General features: G+C 72.5%; 17 protein-coding genes. 13 read left to right on the top strand and 4 right to left on the bottom strand.

Annotated features, from left to right (window positions below):
* The 3 genes from ACH414_RS28930 to ACH414_RS28920 all read right to left on the bottom strand — a co-directional run.
* Positions 1–179, bottom strand: a 179-nt coding sequence (locus tag ACH414_RS28930; protein WP_382533305.1) for a methylmalonyl-CoA mutase family protein, incomplete at its 3' end; no start/stop codon positions are given.
* 60 nt (positions 180–239) lie between these two features.
* Entirely contained in the window at positions 240–1259 is a 1020-nt protein-coding gene (locus ACH414_RS28925) for a zinc-binding alcohol dehydrogenase family protein (RefSeq protein WP_382545389.1), read from the bottom strand.
* Positions 1256–1897 carry an MBL fold metallo-hydrolase gene (locus ACH414_RS28920; protein WP_382545392.1) on the bottom strand — a complete coding sequence of 214 codons (642 nt, stop codon included), beginning with the start codon at positions 1895–1897 and terminating at the stop codon, positions 1256–1258. The genes ACH414_RS28925 and ACH414_RS28920 overlap by 4 nt, the downstream gene beginning before the upstream one ends.
* Before the next feature lie 162 nt (positions 1898–2059).
* On the opposite strand from ACH414_RS28920, the gene ACH414_RS28915 reads away from it, so the two are divergent.
* The 10 genes from ACH414_RS28915 (at position 2060) to ACH414_RS28870 (ending at position 11789) form a co-directional block, all read left to right on the top strand.
* Positions 2060–2989 (top strand): NADP-dependent oxidoreductase, encoded by a 930-nt coding sequence (locus tag ACH414_RS28915; RefSeq protein ID WP_382545395.1) that lies wholly within the window; start codon positions 2060–2062, stop codon positions 2987–2989.
* Positions 2990–3268: 279 nt separating this feature from the next.
* Positions 3269–4273 carry a ScbA/BarX family gamma-butyrolactone biosynthesis protein gene (locus ACH414_RS28910; RefSeq protein ID WP_398943963.1) on the top strand — a complete coding sequence of 335 codons (1005 nt, stop codon included), beginning with the start codon at positions 3269–3271 and terminating at the stop codon, positions 4271–4273.
* Between the two features lie 6 nt (positions 4274–4279).
* Entirely contained in the window at positions 4280–5335 is a 1056-nt protein-coding gene (locus ACH414_RS28905; RefSeq protein WP_382545400.1) for a ketoacyl-ACP synthase III family protein, read from the top strand.
* Between the two features lie 67 nt (positions 5336–5402).
* Positions 5403–5642 (top strand): acyl carrier protein, encoded by a 240-nt coding sequence (locus ACH414_RS28900; RefSeq protein ID WP_382545403.1) that lies wholly within the window; start codon positions 5403–5405, stop codon positions 5640–5642.
* Positions 5642–6901 (top strand): beta-ketoacyl-[acyl-carrier-protein] synthase family protein, encoded by a 1260-nt coding sequence (locus tag ACH414_RS28895; protein ID WP_382545405.1) that lies wholly within the window; start codon positions 5642–5644, stop codon positions 6899–6901. The genes ACH414_RS28900 and ACH414_RS28895 overlap by 1 nt, the downstream gene beginning before the upstream one ends.
* Positions 6898–7623: an SDR family oxidoreductase gene (locus ACH414_RS28890; RefSeq protein WP_386567203.1), complete on the top strand. Its 726-nt coding sequence runs from the start codon at positions 6898–6900 to the stop codon at positions 7621–7623. Before ACH414_RS28895 ends, ACH414_RS28890 begins: the two co-directional genes overlap by 4 nt.
* Before the next feature lie 53 nt (positions 7624–7676).
* The gene (locus ACH414_RS28885; RefSeq protein WP_382545411.1) at positions 7677–8663 is read left to right on the top strand and encodes a 3-oxoacyl-ACP synthase III family protein; all 987 of its coding nucleotides are present in this window, start codon (positions 7677–7679) and stop codon (positions 8661–8663) included.
* Positions 8664–8755: 92 nt separating this feature from the next.
* Complete coding sequence (locus tag ACH414_RS28880; RefSeq protein WP_382545414.1) at positions 8756–9514, top strand: SDR family NAD(P)-dependent oxidoreductase; 759 nt, start codon at positions 8756–8758, stop codon at positions 9512–9514.
* On the top strand, positions 9502–11055 hold the full coding sequence (locus tag ACH414_RS28875) for an FAD-dependent monooxygenase (protein WP_386567208.1): 1554 nt from the start codon (positions 9502–9504) through the stop codon (positions 11053–11055). The genes ACH414_RS28880 and ACH414_RS28875 overlap by 13 nt, the downstream gene beginning before the upstream one ends.
* The gene (locus ACH414_RS28870; protein ID WP_382545420.1) at positions 11052–11789 is read left to right on the top strand and encodes an HAD family hydrolase; all 738 of its coding nucleotides are present in this window, start codon (positions 11052–11054) and stop codon (positions 11787–11789) included. Before ACH414_RS28875 ends, ACH414_RS28870 begins: the two co-directional genes overlap by 4 nt.
* A 72-nt stretch (positions 11790–11861) precedes the next feature.
* On the opposite strand, the gene ACH414_RS28865 is transcribed toward ACH414_RS28870, so the two are convergent.
* The gene (locus tag ACH414_RS28865; protein ID WP_382546015.1) at positions 11862–12818 is read right to left on the bottom strand and encodes an aldo/keto reductase; all 957 of its coding nucleotides are present in this window, start codon (positions 12816–12818) and stop codon (positions 11862–11864) included.
* 187 nt (positions 12819–13005) lie between these two features.
* On the opposite strand from ACH414_RS28865, the gene ACH414_RS28860 reads away from it, so the two are divergent.
* The 3 genes from ACH414_RS28860 to ACH414_RS28850 all read left to right on the top strand — a co-directional run bounded on the left by ACH414_RS28860 (position 13006) and on the right by ACH414_RS28850 (position 15553).
* A complete protein-coding gene (locus ACH414_RS28860) occupies positions 13006–14568 on the top strand; it encodes an MFS transporter (RefSeq protein ID WP_382545423.1) in 1563 nt (520 codons plus the stop codon).
* An 11-nt stretch (positions 14569–14579) separates the two neighbouring features.
* Positions 14580–15011: a hotdog fold thioesterase gene (locus ACH414_RS28855; protein ID WP_382545426.1), complete on the top strand. Its 432-nt coding sequence runs from the start codon at positions 14580–14582 to the stop codon at positions 15009–15011.
* A gap of 92 nt (positions 15012–15103) precedes the next feature.
* The gene (locus ACH414_RS28850; RefSeq protein WP_382545429.1) at positions 15104–15553 is read left to right on the top strand and encodes a MarR family winged helix-turn-helix transcriptional regulator; all 450 of its coding nucleotides are present in this window, start codon (positions 15104–15106) and stop codon (positions 15551–15553) included.
* The last annotated feature ends 172 nt before the right edge of the window (positions 15554–15725 follow it).

The following is a 15725-nucleotide window of genomic DNA, read 5'->3' as shown; positions in this document are numbered from 1 at the left end:
CCGAAACCGGCGTACTGGCGCATCGTCCACGGCCGGCCCGTGTACATCGACGGATACACACCACGGGTGAACGGATACCCACCCGGCTCACCCAGTTTTCCCGCCGGATCCCAGCCCTCCAGCGACCCCGGCCCGTACACCGGCTCGATGGGCAGCCCCGACTCCGACTCGCGCGCCATGTGATTTCCCCCGTCTTCCCGGCTGCTGTGGCCGTCTGTCGTCTACTGGTCGTGTCGTGGTCAGGAGCGCACGTCGAGGACGTACTTGCCCGTGGAGGCCCGCGTCTCGAGCAGCTCGTGGGCGCGGGTCACGTCGGCCAGCGGCAGCACGGTCACGTCGACGCGCACGCTTCCCTTGGCGACCTCGGTCAGCGCGTGCTCCAGGTGGGCGCGGAGCAGCTCCGGCGCGCGCCCGGCGACGCCGCCCAGGTTGTAGCCGGCCAGGGAACTGTTCGTGTACCAGGGGTGGTTGCCCTCGAAGGTCACGTCCTCGGCGGCCGCGTTGCCGAAGATGACGTGCCGGCCGAAGGCGGCCAGGATCTCGGTCACGGAGGACCGGAACGCGCCGCCGACGGAGTCCAGGACCAGGTCCGCGCCCTTGCCGCCGGTGCGCTCCTCGACCTCCTGCTTCAGCTCCTCGTACGACACGACGCCGTCGTAGCCGAATCCGCGCGCGTACTCCGCCTTGGCGGGCGAGCTCGTCACACCGATGACCGTGCCCGCGCCGAGCGAGCGGGCGAGCTGCGCCGCCGCCGTGCCGACGCCGCCCGCCGCGGCGAGGACGACCACGGTCTCGCCCTCGGCGAGGTGGCCGGCGGAGGTGAGCACGCCGTAGGCGGTGGTGACGTTGCACAGGGCGCCGGCCGCGAGGGCCCCGTCCAGGTCGGCGAGTGCGCCGTCGAGGCGGACGGCGTGCTCGGCGCCGACGGCGACCACCTCGGCGTTGCCGCCGCCGCCCAGGGTGAGCGCGGCCACCCGGTCGCCCGGCTCGAAGCCGCTGACGCCCTCGCCCACGGCGCGGACCGTGCCGACCGCCTCCAGGCCGGGGAAGTGCGGCAGACCGACCGGGAACTGGCCGCGGCGGAACATCACTTCGGCGAAGTTCACGCCCGCGTACCGGACGTCGACGGTGATCTGGCCGGCCTCGGGCTCGGGCGTGACGACCTCGCCGACGGTGAGGACGGACGGGCCGCCGAAGGAGTCGAAGCGGACCGTGCGCATGCGGCTGCCGGAGGTCGTGGGGGCGGCGGTGTTCGTCATCGGATTCCCGTCTGGTCGAGGAAGGTGGTGGGGCCGTGGCCGGTGAGCAGCCGGGTGTCGGCCGGGCAGAGGCCGGAGACCTTGCGGAGCGAGTCCGCCATGCTCGCGGGGCTTGCGGTCGGCGCGTCCGCGCGTCCCGGGCCGTTCGCGAGCAGGGTGTCGCCGGTGGCGAGGAGGGGAGCGTCGCCGCCCTCGAAGCGGAACATCACCGAGCCACTGGTGTGGCCGGGGGTGTGCAGCACGGTGACGGTGCCGGTGGAGAAGGCCAGCTCGCCCCCCTGCTCGGGGAGTTCGGTCACCTCGTCGGGCTCCTGGTCGGGGTGTCCGACGAGCAGCTCGCGGGGGAACGAGTCGGGCAGCCCCTTGGCGGGGGCGCCGAGCTGGTAGCGGTCGGCCGGGTGGATCCAGGCCGGGACTCCGTAGTGCCGCGCGAGCGGCACGGCGTCCCAGGTGTGGTCCATGTGGCCGTGTGTGATCAGGATCGCCTCGGGTGTGAGGCGATGGGCGCGGACGGCCCGCAGGACCGCCTCGCGGGAGTCGTGCCCGGGGTCGACGATGAGGCAGGGGTTTCCCGGCCCGGCGGCGACGATGTGGACGTTGGTTCCGAACTTGCCGGTGGCTGCGGACAGTACGAGCATAACCGCGACTCTGGCTGAGCCCTCGTACGTATGTCAATTGCCATAGGTGTCGCAGAACCCTGGCTTAAGTCTGCCCTATAGTGGCGGGGGCCGCCAGTGGTCCCTCCCCCGCGGAGGGCGCCGAAGGCCCGTACATCCACCGTCCCGTCAGGGGGTTCGCCCGTGAAGGCCATCGCCATCCAGCGCTACGGAGGCCCGGAGGTCCTGCAGCTCATGGACCTGCCCGAGCCGCGTCTCGGCCCGGACGTCGTGCTCGTCCGGGTGCGGTACGCGGGCGTCAACCCCGCCGACTGGAAGATCCGCGAGGGGTACATCGACGACTGGTTCGAGTCCCACTTCCCCATGGTGATGGGCTGCGACCTGTCCGGTGTCGTCGTGCGGACCGGCCTCGGCGTCACCGAGTTCGCCCCCGGCGACGAGGTCGTCGGCTACGTCCGCGCCGACCACATGCAGCGCGGCACCTACGGCGAGCTGGTGGCCGCGCCCGTACGCACCCTCGCACACAAGCCCCGCTCCCTCGACCCGCGGGAGGCGGCCGGACTGCCGGCCGCCGGCCTCACCGCGTACCAGGCGCTCCGCCGCCATCTCGACGTCCGGGCGGGCGATGTGCTGCTCGTCCACGCGGCGGCCGGCGGCGTCGGATCGCTCGCCGTCCAGATCGGCCGCGCCCTCGGCGCCCGTGTCATCGGTACGGCCAGCGAGCGCAACCACGACTTCCTCCGGTCGCTCGGCGCGGAGCCGGTGACCTACGGCCCCGGGCTCGCCGGCCGGGTGCGCGCGCTGGCCCCGGAGGGCGTCGACGCCGTCTTCGACCTGATGGGCGGGGACACCCTCCACGGCTCGCCGGCGCTGCTGCGGGCGGGCGGACGGCTCGCCTCCATCTCCGGTGACGTGACCGGACTCGGCGGACGCTATGTGTTCGTCCGCCCCGACCCGGTCGACCTTGCGGAACTCGTGGCGATGGCGGACCGCGGCGAGGTGAAGGTCCATGTGAGCGCCGAGTTCCCGCTCGCCGACGCGGCCCGCGCCCATGAGCTCGTGCAAACCGGGCATGTGCGCGGCAAGGTCGTCCTCGCCGTGGAAACGGCCTGAATCAGGCCCTCCGGCATCCCCCGACCGCCCGCCTCCACAACCTCACAGCTCCGAACGAAGAAAGGCCGTCCCTGGCAGGGGCGGCCTTTCTCGTATGCCCAGAAGGCTTGGTGACGGACCTTCAGTGAATCTCCAGCGGCTCTCAAGCCGACCCCATGTGAGGCCCCGGCCGACTACCCAGTCATTCGCAGACGAAACCCCAGGGGCGGCTGTGAGGCTTGAAACACGCCCTCTCGGGGGCCCGCCGAAAGCAGACCCACGGACGAAACGGAACCGGGCATGACCCTTGCTGAGCAGGAGCCGACGGAAGCGGCCCCGGCCGCGGCCGAACTCGCCTACCAGCGTCCTATGGACCGCGTCCTGGTGCACCGCCGGGCCGTCATGGAGGTCTTCGTCACCGACGCCGTACGGCACGGCGAGGACGCCTACGCCGTCGCCGTCCAGGCGCCCCGCGCCCACGGCTACTACAACGACCACACCCAGCGGCCCGCCCTGCTCGACCCGCTGTTCCTCCTGGAGGCCGCCCGCCAGGCGGTCACCGTCGTGGCGCACCAGTGGCTGGACGTCACGTACGACACCTCCTTCCTGATCAGCGACTGGACCACGGAGTTCACCGACCTCGCGGCACTGCGCTCCCGCGGTGACGCCCCGGACGAACTCGTCATCGAGGTCACCACGCGCGACCTCAAGCGGCGCGGCACCAAGCTGCTGGCCGCCACGCTCGACTGCGTGTTCCTGGTGGGCGGCCGACGGGCCGGGACGAGCGTCATCGTGGCCGGATACCTCAGCCGCGACGGCTACACCGCGCACCGCGCGAAGAGCCGCGGCTCCGTCCCGCCGCTCTCCTCCGACATGCCGGCCTCCCGCACGGGCACGCCCGTCGAACCCGCCCTGGTGGGCCGGGAGCGCACGGAGAACGTCGTCCTCACGGACGCGGAGCGCCACCCCGACGACACGACCGCGCTGCGCGCGCTCCTCGACGTCCCGGTGCAGCACGCGGCCATGTACGACCACCCCCTGGACCACGTACCGGCGATGGCCCTCATGGAGGCGGCCCGCCAGGCCGCCGTGCTCGCCTCGGGCGGGCGGGCCGAGCAGCGGTACGCCCGCGCCTTCGGCGCCACGTTCCGCCGCTTCGTGGAGCTGGACAGCCCGGTCGACGTCCTCGTGACGCCCTCCGAAGGCGAGCGCCTCACCGTCGACTTCCGGCAGGACGGGGAGTCCGTCTGCACGGCCGAGGTCGAGGTCGCGGCCCTGCCGCTGCCCGGCACGGACGGCAGGTGACGGCCCGTGAAACTGCACGCGCCCCTGGGCCTCTCGGCCACGGCCTGGTACCCGGACGGCATCCAGACCACCGAGGAGGCCGTCGCCTCCGGTGACATCGACGCCCGCACCGCCCGGGAACTCGGCTACACCTCCCTCCCGGTCAGCGAGCACACCGCGCCGCCGGACATGGCCGTCAAGGCCGCCAACTGCCTCTTCAAGCTCTCCGGCGCCCGCCCCGAAGCGCTCTCCCTCGTCCTGCACGCGAGCGTCCACCACCAGGGCCACGACGCCTGGTCCGCCCCGCACTACATCGCCCGCCGGATCGGCGCCGACCACGCGGTGCCGATCGGACTGCTCCAGCAGTGCAACGGCGGCGCCATCGGCATCGAACTGGCCGCGAGCCGGCTCCAGGGCGACCCGGCCGCCGGCCCCGCCCTGGTCACCACCGCCGACCGCTTCCTGATGCCGAGCTGGCACCGCTGGCGCAGCGACTACGGGATGGCGGCCGGCGACGCGGCCACCGCCGTACTCGTCCACCGCACCACCGGCACGGCGGAACCCGGCTCGGGACACGACTTCGCCCCGGACCTGATGCTGCACTCGCTCGCCACCCGCACGGCCTCCGAACTGGAGGTGATGCACCGCGAGGGCGACGAGCTCAACGCCACGCCGATGGGGCACAGCCCGATGATCGACGTGCGGCGCACCAAGCGCGCCTTCATCAAGGCGTACGGCGTCGAGTTCTTCGTCAAGACCGCCGCCGACCGCATCCGCGCCGTCGTCGAGGAGTGCCTGGCCGACGCCGGACTCACCGGCGACGACCCGCGGCTGCACTACGCCGTGATCCCGCGGCTGGGCACCAAGGCGATGAACGAGGCCTACATCCCCCCGCTCCGGGACGTCACCTCCGCGCAGGTGCTCGACCTGGGCCGGGCCACCGGGCACGTGGGGGCGGGCGACCTGAACGCCTCCCTCGCCGACCTGGCCCGCTCGAACCAGCTGCGGCCCGGAGCACACGCACTCGTGCTCAACGGCGGCGGCGGATTCACCTTCACCGCGGCCGTCGTCAGCAAGCGCTGACCGGCCGCACCACGAACCGATCACTCCGCATCACGCGAACACCCATCCCACTCCAAGGAGAACCCTCATGTCCGCCAACCAGGACCGTCTCTTCGCCCTCGTCTCCGACAAGCTCGGCGTGCCCGCCGAGGAGCTCGACACCACCTCCACCTTCGACCAGCTCGACCTGGACTCCCTCGCGCTGATCGAGCTCAGCGTCATCGTCCAGAAGGAGTTCGGCGTCCAGATCGACGAGACCGGGCTGACCCCGGAGAACACCTTCGCCGACATCCTCGCCGAGATCGACGGCAAGGTGGCGGCGGCCTGATGACCGGCATCCCGACTCAGCGCCCCGGCGGGCGCACCAAGCGCTTCGACGTGGCGGTCACCGGCGTCGGCCTGGTCACCCCGGCCGGCCTCGGCGTCGAGGCCAACTTCGAGCGGGTCTGGTCGGGACGGTCCACCGCGGCCGCCGACCCGGACCTGGCCGGTCTGCCCGTCGACTTCTCCTGCCGCGTGCCGGACTTCGACGCGGGCGCCCTGCTGGGGCGGCGCAGCGCCGTCCGGATGGACCCGATCAGCCACTTCGGCGTGGTCGCCGCCCGGCAGGCCGTCGAGGACGCCGGGCTCGACCCGGCGGCCTGGGACGGCCCCCGCGTCGGCGTCGTGGTCGGCACCTCGCTCGGTGGCTGGTCCACCGTCGAACGCGAACACGGCAAGCACCTCGCCGACGGGCCCGAGTTCGTCTCGCCGCTGCTCATGGTGATGGGCCCGGTCAACATGACGGCCGGCTACATCGCCATGGACCTCAAGGCACTCGGCCCCAACCAGGTCGTCTCGACCGCCTGCGCCTCCGGCAACACGGCGATCGGGTACGCCCGCGCGCTCCTCGAGTCCGGGGTCTGCGACATCGTCCTGGCCGGCGGTGCCGAGGCCGCGATGTCCCCGACCGCCATGGCGAGCCTCGCCCGGGCCGGCGCGCTGTCCACCCGGCGCGACGACCCGGCCACGGCCTCCCGCCCCTTCGACGCCGACCGCAACGGTTTCGTCGCCGGCGAGGGCGCGGCCATGCTGGTCCTGGAGCGGGTCGAGGACGCCCGGGCGCGCGGCGCCCGCATCAGGGCCCGCGTCTCCGGCTTCGGCGCCTCGGCCGACGGCCACCACGCCTCTGCGCCCGACCCCACCGGCGGAGGCGCCGAGCGGGCCGTACGCGCGGCGCTCGCCGACGCCCTGGTCGACGTCTCCGAGGTCGACCACGTCAACGCGCACGGCACGTCGACGCCGCTGAACGACATCACCGAGGCCGGGATGCTCCGCCGGGTCTTCGGCGAGAAGCCCGCCGTCACCTCCACCAAGGGCGTCGTCGGGCACCTGCTGGGCGCCGCCGGCGCCGCCGAGGCGGTCTACACGGTGCTCGCCGTGGAGCGGCAGCTCGTCCCGCCGACGGCCAACCTGAACAGCCTGGACCCGGGCATCGGGGTGGACGTGGTGGCCAAGGAGGCCCGGCCGATGCCGATCGGCGCGGCGGTCAACGACTCGTTCGGCTTCGGCGGCCAGAACGCGGTGATCGTGGTGACGCCGGCATGACCACGGCTCCCGGACCCTCGGGCCGCTCCGTCCTCGTCACCGGCGGCAACCGCGGCATCGGTCTGGCCGTCGCCCGGTCGCTCGCCGCGCGCGGCGACCGGGTGGCCGTCACGTACCGCACCGGAGAACCTCCCCGGGGACTGTTCGGGGTGCGCTGCGACGTCACCGACGAGGCGCAGGTGGAACGCGCCTTCAAGGAGGTCGCGGCCGCCCAGGGCGAGGTGGAGGTGCTGGTCGCCAACGCCGGCATCACCCGGGACGGGCTGCTGCTCGGCCTCGACGACGACGCCGTCGACACCGTCCTCGACACCAACCTGCGGTCGGTCATCCGGGTCGCCAAACACGCGGCCCGGGGCATGCTCGGCGGGCGCTGGGGCCGGCTGGTGCTGATCTCCTCGGCGGTCGCGTTCACCGGATCGCCCGGGCAGACCAACTACACCGCCGCCAAGGCCGGCCTCGTCGGTCTCGCCCGTTCCCTCGCCTGGGAGCTCGGCAGCCGCGGCATCACCGTCAACGTCGTCGCCCCCGGGCTCGTCGAGACGGACATGCTGCGCGAGGTGCGGCCGGCCCGCATGGACCAGTACCTGGCGATGACGCCGCTGGGCCGGGCCGGCACCGCCGACGAGGTGGCCGCCGCCGTGCGGTTCCTCACCGGCGAGGAGGCCTCGTACATCACCGGCGCCGTGCTGCCGGTCAGCGGTGGGCTCGGCATGGGCCACTGACGCCCCGCGCCGTACGACCCACCACCATTCACCAAGCACAGGGAAGGTAAAACATGCCCGTCGGTGTCCTGTCGATCGGCTCCTACACACCCGACACGGTGGTCGACAACCAGCAGATCAGCGCCTGGACGGGGATGCCCGAGTCCTGGGTGACCGAGCGGACGGGCGTCCTCACGCGCCGGTACGCCGAGCCCGGCACCACCACGTCCGACCTGGCCCTGCACGCGGCCCGCGAGGCACTGGAGGGCGTCTCGGACGAGGTCCGCGAGCGGCTCGGCGCGCTGGTCGTGGCGACCAGCACCCCGGACGTGCCGCAGCCCTCGACCGCGGCGATCCTCCAGCACAAGCTGGGTCTCTCCACCCTGCCCGCCTTCGACATCAACGCCGTCTGCAGCGGCTTCCTCTACGGCCTGTCGGTCGCCGAGGGGCTGCTGAAGGCCGGCCGGCACGGGAGGCACGTGCTGCTGGTCGGCGCCGACATGTTCTCCACGATCATGGACAGGTCCGACCGGCGCACCGTGAGCCTCTTCGGCGACGGCGCGGGCGCGGTGCTGCTCGGCGAGGTGCCCGAGGGCTACGGCCTGCAGTCGGTGCACCTGGTCACCGACGGGGAGTTCCACCACTACGTGGGCGTGGAGGGCGGCGGCACCCGGACACCGCTCGACGCCGAGGCCCGCGAGGCCGGCAAGCACTACTTCCGGATGGACGGGCGCGCGGTGCGCGACTACGCCCTCGCGGTGTTGGCCAAGCTGACGGCGCAGACGCTCGACGACACCGGCCTCGCCCTGGAGGACATCGACCGGTTCGTCTTCCACCAGGCCAACACCCGGCTGTTGGAGACCTTCGTCAAGGAGGCCGGCATCGACCCGGACCGCGTCGCGTACACCGCGCCGCACCTGGGCAACACCGTCGCCGCCTCGGTACCGCTCACCCTGCACGCCACGCACCGGGAGCGGCCGCTGCAGCGCGGCGAGCGGGTCCTGATGGCCTCCGTCGGCGGCGGCATGACCGCGGGCGCGGCGCTCCTGAACTGGTACTGACGCCCCGACCCGGTGCGCCGGCGGGCCCCTTCCCCGCCGGCGCACCGGCCCCCCCCACACGCACACCACACGCAGCATCGGATGGAGGAGCCATGAGGCTCGACGGACAGACGGCCGTCATCACTGGCGGCACACGGGGCCTGGGGCGGGCGATAGCCGAGTCCTTCCTGAGGGAGGGCGCCTCGGTCGTGGTCGCCGCGCGCAACCCGTACGACATCAAGGAGCTCGCCGACGAGCACGGCGACCGACTGCTCTTCCACCACACCGACGTCACCGACGAGGCCTCGGTGGACGGCCTGATCGCCGCCGCGACCGAGACCTTCGGCGGAGTCGACGTCCTCGTCAACAACGCGGGCGTCAGCCGCGACGGCAAGATCGCCCGGCTTTCGGTGAACGACTGGAACACCACGCTCGCCACCAACCTGACCGGCGTGTTCCTCTGCACGCGCGCCGTGATCGCCCCGATGGCGGCCCGCCGCGAGGCCACCGGCATCGGCGGCCGCATCATCAACGTGTCGTCCTGCGTCGCGGGCCGGGCGGCGATCGGTGCCGCCGCCTACAGCGCCAGCAAGGCCGCCGTGGAGATGTTCACCCGGACCTCCGCGGTCGAGCTCGCCCCCAAGGGCATCACCGTCAACTGCCTGTCGCCCGGCTACATCGACGAGGGCATGGGCAAGGAGCTGGCCTCCAACGAGCGCGCCTGGGAGAGCTACCGCGGCCGCCTGCTGTCCGGGCGCCTCGGCCGTCCCTCCGAGGTCGGCGCGACCGCCGTCTTCCTCGCCTCGCAGGAGAGCTCGTACGTCAACGGCAGCGTGGTCGAGGTCAACGGAGGCCTGATGTGGGCGGCCTGACGGACACCCGCCCCGGGCAGTCGGTCCTCGTCGTCGGCGCCGGCCCGGTCGGCCTGGTCGTCGCGTGCGAACTGCTGCAGCAGGGCATCGCGGTCCGTGTCGTGGACGCCGGCCGCGGACACACCGCGCACTCCCGCGCGAACGTCGTCTGGCCGCGCAACCTCGAACTGCTCGACCGGATCGGGGTCACCGAGGAGCTGCTCGACACGGGGCACCGCCTCGCCGGCACCGCCTTCTACGCGCGCGGCCGGCGACTGGCGACCGCGTGGATGAGCAAACTGCCCGACTCGCCCTACCCGTTCGCCCTCACCCTCTCGCAGAACGACACCGAGGGGGTGCTGCGCCGACGCCTCGTCGCGCTCGGCGGCGAGGTCGAGCAGGGCGTCCGGCTCACCGCCCTCGACAACGCGGCGGACGGCCCCAAGGTCAAGCTGGAGCACGAGGACGGCCGGATCGAGGAGCTGGAGCCGGACTGGGTCGTCGGCGCGGACGGCGCGCACAGCACCGTCCGCAAGGAGCTGGGCATCGCCTACGACGGCCCGCCGGTCGACGTGTCGTTCGCGATCACCGACGCCCGGCTGACCACCAGCCTCTCCGAGGACCTCTCGCACTACTGCTACGCGCCGAGCGGCGCCATCGTGCTCGGCCCGATGGGCGACGGCGTCCACCGCATCGCCCTGAACGTGCCGCACGAGGCGTACGACGAGGACAACCCGCCGCCCCGCGAGATGTTCCAGCAGGTCGTCGACGACCGGGCGGCCGGCCGCAGCCATGTCGAGGAGCTGCTGTGGAGCGGCTCCTTCCGGGTGCGGGTCAGGATCGCCTCCGCCTTCCGCAGCGGCCGCTGCTTCCTCGCGGGCGACGCCGCCCATGTGATCAGCCCGGCCGGCGGCCAGGGCATGAACACCGGCATGCAGGACGCGTTCAACCTGGCGTGGAAGCTGTCCGGCGTGCTGCGCGGGGAGTTCGGGGAGTCGATCCTCGACTCGTACGACTCCGAACGCCGCGCCGTCTCCCACGAGGTGGCCCGTTCGACGGCGCTGCTGACCAAGGCGGGTCTGGTCGACACGCCCGCCAAGGTCGCGCTGCGGAACGCCGCCTTCACCGCGGCCGACCGGACCGGTCTCTTCCAGCGCAAGCTGGCTCCGCAGCTGAGCCAGACGGCCGTCAGCTACGACGGCGACCGGCATCCCCGGATGCCGCTGCGGGTCAGCGGGTCCGCGGCCCCCCGCCTCGACGGCGGCGGCTGGCCCGCGATCGACCGTGACCGGCACACCGTGCTGCTGTGGCCCGGCACCCGGACCCCGCCGGCGGACTGGCAGGGGACGCGCGACCTGGTCCGCAGGGAGCTGCCCGAGGGCACCCCCGTACTCGATCTGTCCCGTGCCGTTCCCCGGGGCCTGGCCCGGGCACTCGGCCGGGGCCCCGTCGTGGCGGTCGTGCGCCCCGACGGCCATCTGCTCGCGCGGGTCGACCCCGGGCGCCCGCAGGACATCACGCGACTGCTCACCCGAGCGGCACACCTCAGGAGCCGGTCTTGACCACCACCCCCGCCCTCCCGCCCCTCGTCACCGGTCACTCCCGCCCGGTGGTGGCCTTCTTCGACGCCGACGAGACGCTCGTCGCGATGAAGACGCCGTTCTCGCTGCTGCGGCACCGCATGAAGCAGGAGGGAGACGTCACCGGCGCCGCGTACGAGCGGGTCGTCGAGCCGCTGCGGCGGCTGGCGTCCATGGGCGTGACGCCGGTCGAGGTGGTGGCCAAGTTCTACGAGCTGTTCGCCGGCGTCCCCTGGGACGACCTGGTCGACGAGGCCCGGCAGTGGTACGTGCACCTGCGGGAGCGCGGGGCGCCGTTCATCGAGCCGACGGTCGCCCGGCTGCGCCAGCACCAGGAGGCCGGGCACCACACGGTGGTCATCTCCGGCTCCTGGCCGGCGACGCTCCACCCGATCACCGACGACCTGGGCATCGACCTCGTGCTGTGCACCGAGCCGGACCTGGACGCGGACGGGCGCATGACGGGTGCGATCCGGCACGCGATGTTCGGCGAGGCGAAGGCCGACGCGGTCCGGGAGGCGCTGGCGAAGTTCGGTGCGGATCCGGCCGACTGCTACGCGTACGGCGACGACCCGGGGGATCTGACCATGCTGGGCATGGTGGGTCACCCGACGGTCGTCGGAGGGAACCCGCGGATGACGGCCCACGCGGCCGAGAAGGGCTGGCCGGTCGTCCCCGCCACCCTGATGCCGGGCACGCGCCGCCAGCCGGTGTAGCCGGCGGGAACGAGCACGAGGGGGCGCCTCGGACGAGGCGCCCCCTCGGCGTGTGCCGTGGAACGGAGCGGGTCAGCGGGCGCCGACCGCCTCCGGCAGGTCCGCCAGTTCGGCGAGGGCCTCGGGCGGCAGGGTCAGGGACCCGGCCTCGACGTTGTCCTCCAGGTAGCGCCGGGTCTTGGTGCCGGGGATGACGCCCACGTGCTCGCCCTGGGCCAGCACCCAGGCGATCGCCACCTGCGCGGGCGTCGCGCCGAGGCGGTCGGCCAGGTTCCGCACCCGGTCGACGATCTCCTGGTTGGCGCTGATGGCCTCGGGCTGGAAGCGCGGGATGCGGTGCCGGCCGTCGACCTTCGGCAGGTCCTGCGGGCTGCTGATCAGCCCGGACAGGAAGCCGCGGCCGAGCGGGGCGAACGCGACGAAGGCGATGCCCTCGCGCCCGCAGTACTCGACCACGCCGTCCTTCAGGGCCTCGCGGGTCCACAGGGACAGCTCGCTCTGCACGGACGCGACCGGGTGCACCGCGTGCGCCCGGCCGATCTCGTCGACCGAGGCCTCGGAGAGCCCGATCGAGCCGAGCTTGCCCTCCTTCACCAGCTCCGCGAGCGCGCCCCAGCTCTCCTCGACCGGCACCTCGGGGTCGATCCGGTGCAGCTGGTAGAGGTCGATGTGCTCGACGCCGAGCCGCTGCAGGCTCGCCTCGACGGCGGAGCGCAGATACTCGGGCCGGCCGTCCCGGTGGCTCTTGTAGGTGGCCGGGTCGTCCACGACGAGCCCGCCCTTGGTGGCCAGCAGGGCCCTGTCGCGGTGGCCCCGCAGCGCCTTGCCGACCAGCACCTCGTTGGTGAACGGGCCGTACTGGTCGGCCGTGTCGATCAGGTCGACGCCGAGGTCGAGGGCGTGCCGTACGACCGCGATGGACTCGTTCTCGTCCCGGCCCAGCTCGTCGTACCCCCACGACATGCCCATGCAGCCGAGGCCGACGGCCGCGAAAGTCCTCTGCGAACCGCCCAGTTGGATCCTGCGCATCTGCGTGCGCACCGCCTCTCCCGTTGTGCCCATTGACGTCCCGCCCTCTCGATTCCTGTGACAGGACCTCGTCTTCATGCAGAACTCTGCCATACGACATTGACAGCCGACATGTTCAGGCCTCTACTCTATGACAGAGTTCTTACACATACCTGCTTACGAACAGACAGAACAGGGGTGATTCTCCGTGACCACCGGCAACCCGCGGGCGACACTCGCCGCGGCGTGCGTCGTCGGCCCACTGATGACCTTGGTGGTGACCGGCCCGTCCGTGGCCGTCCCCGACATCGGCGCCGACCTGCACAGCTCCCTCGCCGCTGCCCAGTGGGTGGTCGACGGCTACATGCTGACCGCGTCCAGCAGCCTCGCGGCGATGGGTTCGCTCGCCGACCGCGTGGGCCACCGCAGGATGTTCACCTGGGGCATGGCCTTCTTCGCCTTCTGGATGACCGTCTCCGGTCTCTCCAACAGCATCCTGCTGCTCGACGTCTCGCGCGCCATCTCCGGCTTCGGCAGCGGTGCCGCCCTCGCCTCCATCACCGCGATCGTCGCCCAGGCCTTCGACGGCCCCGCACGGGTGAAGGCGTTCGGACTCTTCGGCACCTTCCTGGGCGCGGGCCTCGCGTTCGGCCCGATGTTCGGCGGCGTCCTGGTCAACCTGTGGGGCTGGCGCTCGGTCTTCCTCGTGCTCGCCGGCGTCGCCGCGCTCGTCCTGCTCAGCACCCCGCTGCTGCCCCGCACCGAACCGAACCGCGGTCCCCGCTTCGACTGGGCCGGCACCTTCGTCTTCGGCTTCGGCATCGCCCTGTTCGTCCTCGCCCTCGTGGAGGGCCCGGGCCGCGGCTGGACCGACCCGATCGTGCTCGCCTCGGCCGTCGGCTGCGTGGTCCTGCTCGCCGCCTTCGTGGGGGTCGAGCGCCGCTCCGAGAACCCGATGTTCGACCTGGGGCTCTTCGCCCGCCCGCAGTTCCTCGCCGTCTGCCTGGTGCCGCTGGTGCTGGCGTTCAGCTTCGTCGCGCTCGTCATCGTGCTGCCGCCGTACCTCACCTCCACCAGCGGCATGTCGGCCGCCCGGATCGGCCTGGTCCTGCTGCTGCTGACCGGCCCCTCGCTGGTGATGCCCGCCCTCACCGGCATGGTCGCGCAGAAGGTCTCGCAGCGCGCGCTGTTCGTCGTCCTGCTCGCCTTCTCCGCCGTCGGCGCCGCCTGGCTGACCGTGGTCGAGCCGGGCGCCTCGACCGCCGTGCTGGCCGGCCCGCTGCTCTTCCTGGGCATCGGCTACGGCATCTCGCTCGGCATCCTGGACGGCGCGGCCGTCTCGTCCGTCGAGCCCGAGCGGATGGGCATGGCCGCCGGCATGTTCAACACGGTGCGCCTCACCTCGGACGCGGTCTCCATGGCCGGCCTGGGCGCTCTCGTCACGGCGCTCACCAAGAGCGCCCTCGACGAGAAGGCGGTCTCCGCCTTCCAGGGCGGCGCGGACGCGCTGACCTCGCGCGCCCTGCAGGGCGGCCTGAACGCGGCCGCCGAGACGCTGCCGGCGGGCGAGGTCCGCGACCGCGCGGTGGCCGCGATGTCCGACGCCTACGCCTCCGGCCTGCACACCACCATGTGGATCGTCGCGGCGGCCTGCGCGGTCACCGCCGTGGTCGTCGGCAGCCTGCTCAAGGGCCCGGGGGCGGCCGAGGCCGCGACCGAAGCCGCCGGCGAGCCCTCCGCGGCGACGCCCGAGCCCGCCTCCGCGCGCTGAGGGGGCGGCTCATGACACAGACCGCCCTCGGACCCGTCGAGGTCCTGTCCCCCTACGTCGACGAGCAGCTGGTGGAGCGCCTCGGCATCGAGATCGAGGTCTGCGAGCCGGACCTGGTGATCGGCACCATGCCGGTGGCCGGCAACCGCCAGCCGATCGGCCTGCTGCACGGCGGGGCCAACGCGGTGCTGGCCGAGACGCTCGGTTCGCTCGCCGCCTGGACGCACGCGGGCGCCGACCGCATCATCGTCGGCCAGGAGCTGTCCTGCACCCACCACGGCGGGGCGCGCTCGGGCCGGGTCAGGGGTGAGTGCCGACCGCTGCACGTCGGTACGCACACCGCCACCTACGAGATCGTCATCCGTGACGAACAGGGCCGGCGCACCTGCACCGCGCGGCTGACCTGCGCGATCCCCCCGGCCAGGCGTCGGGCGGTCCGGTGACCGTCCGCGCCCCGGGAAACGGCGGTCGGCCGGGGCGGCGGAGACAATGCACGACTACTGCTTCGTCTTCTGCGGTATGCGAGACTATTGATATGGCGAAGACGACGACGGAGACGGTCGCCGCAGGTCGACTCGGGCACACGATCAAGAGGGCCGAGCAGGCCCTGATCGGCTGCAAGACGGACGTGCTGCGGGAGTACGGCCTGACGGTGCCCCAGTACTCGGTTCTGCTGCTGCTGTCGGTCTCGGACGGCATGTCCGCGGCCCAGCTCGCACGCGAATGCATGGTCACGCCCCAGACGATGGCGACGGTGCTGACCAACCTGGAGAAGGCCGACCTGGTCTTCCGGGAACCCTCGGAGCTGCACCAGAAGGTCGTGGTCAACCGGGCCACCCGGGCCGGCCGTGCCATCGCGAAGAAGGCCGACAAGGCGGCCCTGGCCGTCGAGGGTGCGCTGGGCGCCGAGTTCACGCCCGAGGAAAGGGCCCAGTTCGAGGAGTACCTGGAGCGGAGCATCACCGTTCTCGGCACTCTCAAATAAACCCCTCGGGGGTATATCTCCGAGAGGTGCGGAAGGCCGCATTGAATTAGCCGACAGGCAATTCAATGCGGCCTTCGTCTTTTCGTCTGTGAGGCAGGTAACAGCGAAGGTTCCAGCCCGTAAACATTGCGTTCGAGGAGGGGCTGAAAAGCGTCTTCTGGCGAGTTCCTGC

Origin of the sequence: Streptomyces sp. NPDC020422, from assembly GCF_044386705.1 — a bacterium.
GTDB lineage: Bacteria > Actinomycetota > Actinomycetes > Streptomycetales > Streptomycetaceae > Streptomyces.
Note: the sequence above shows the minus strand (reverse complement) of the source record. Positions and strands in the feature narration are given on the sequence as shown.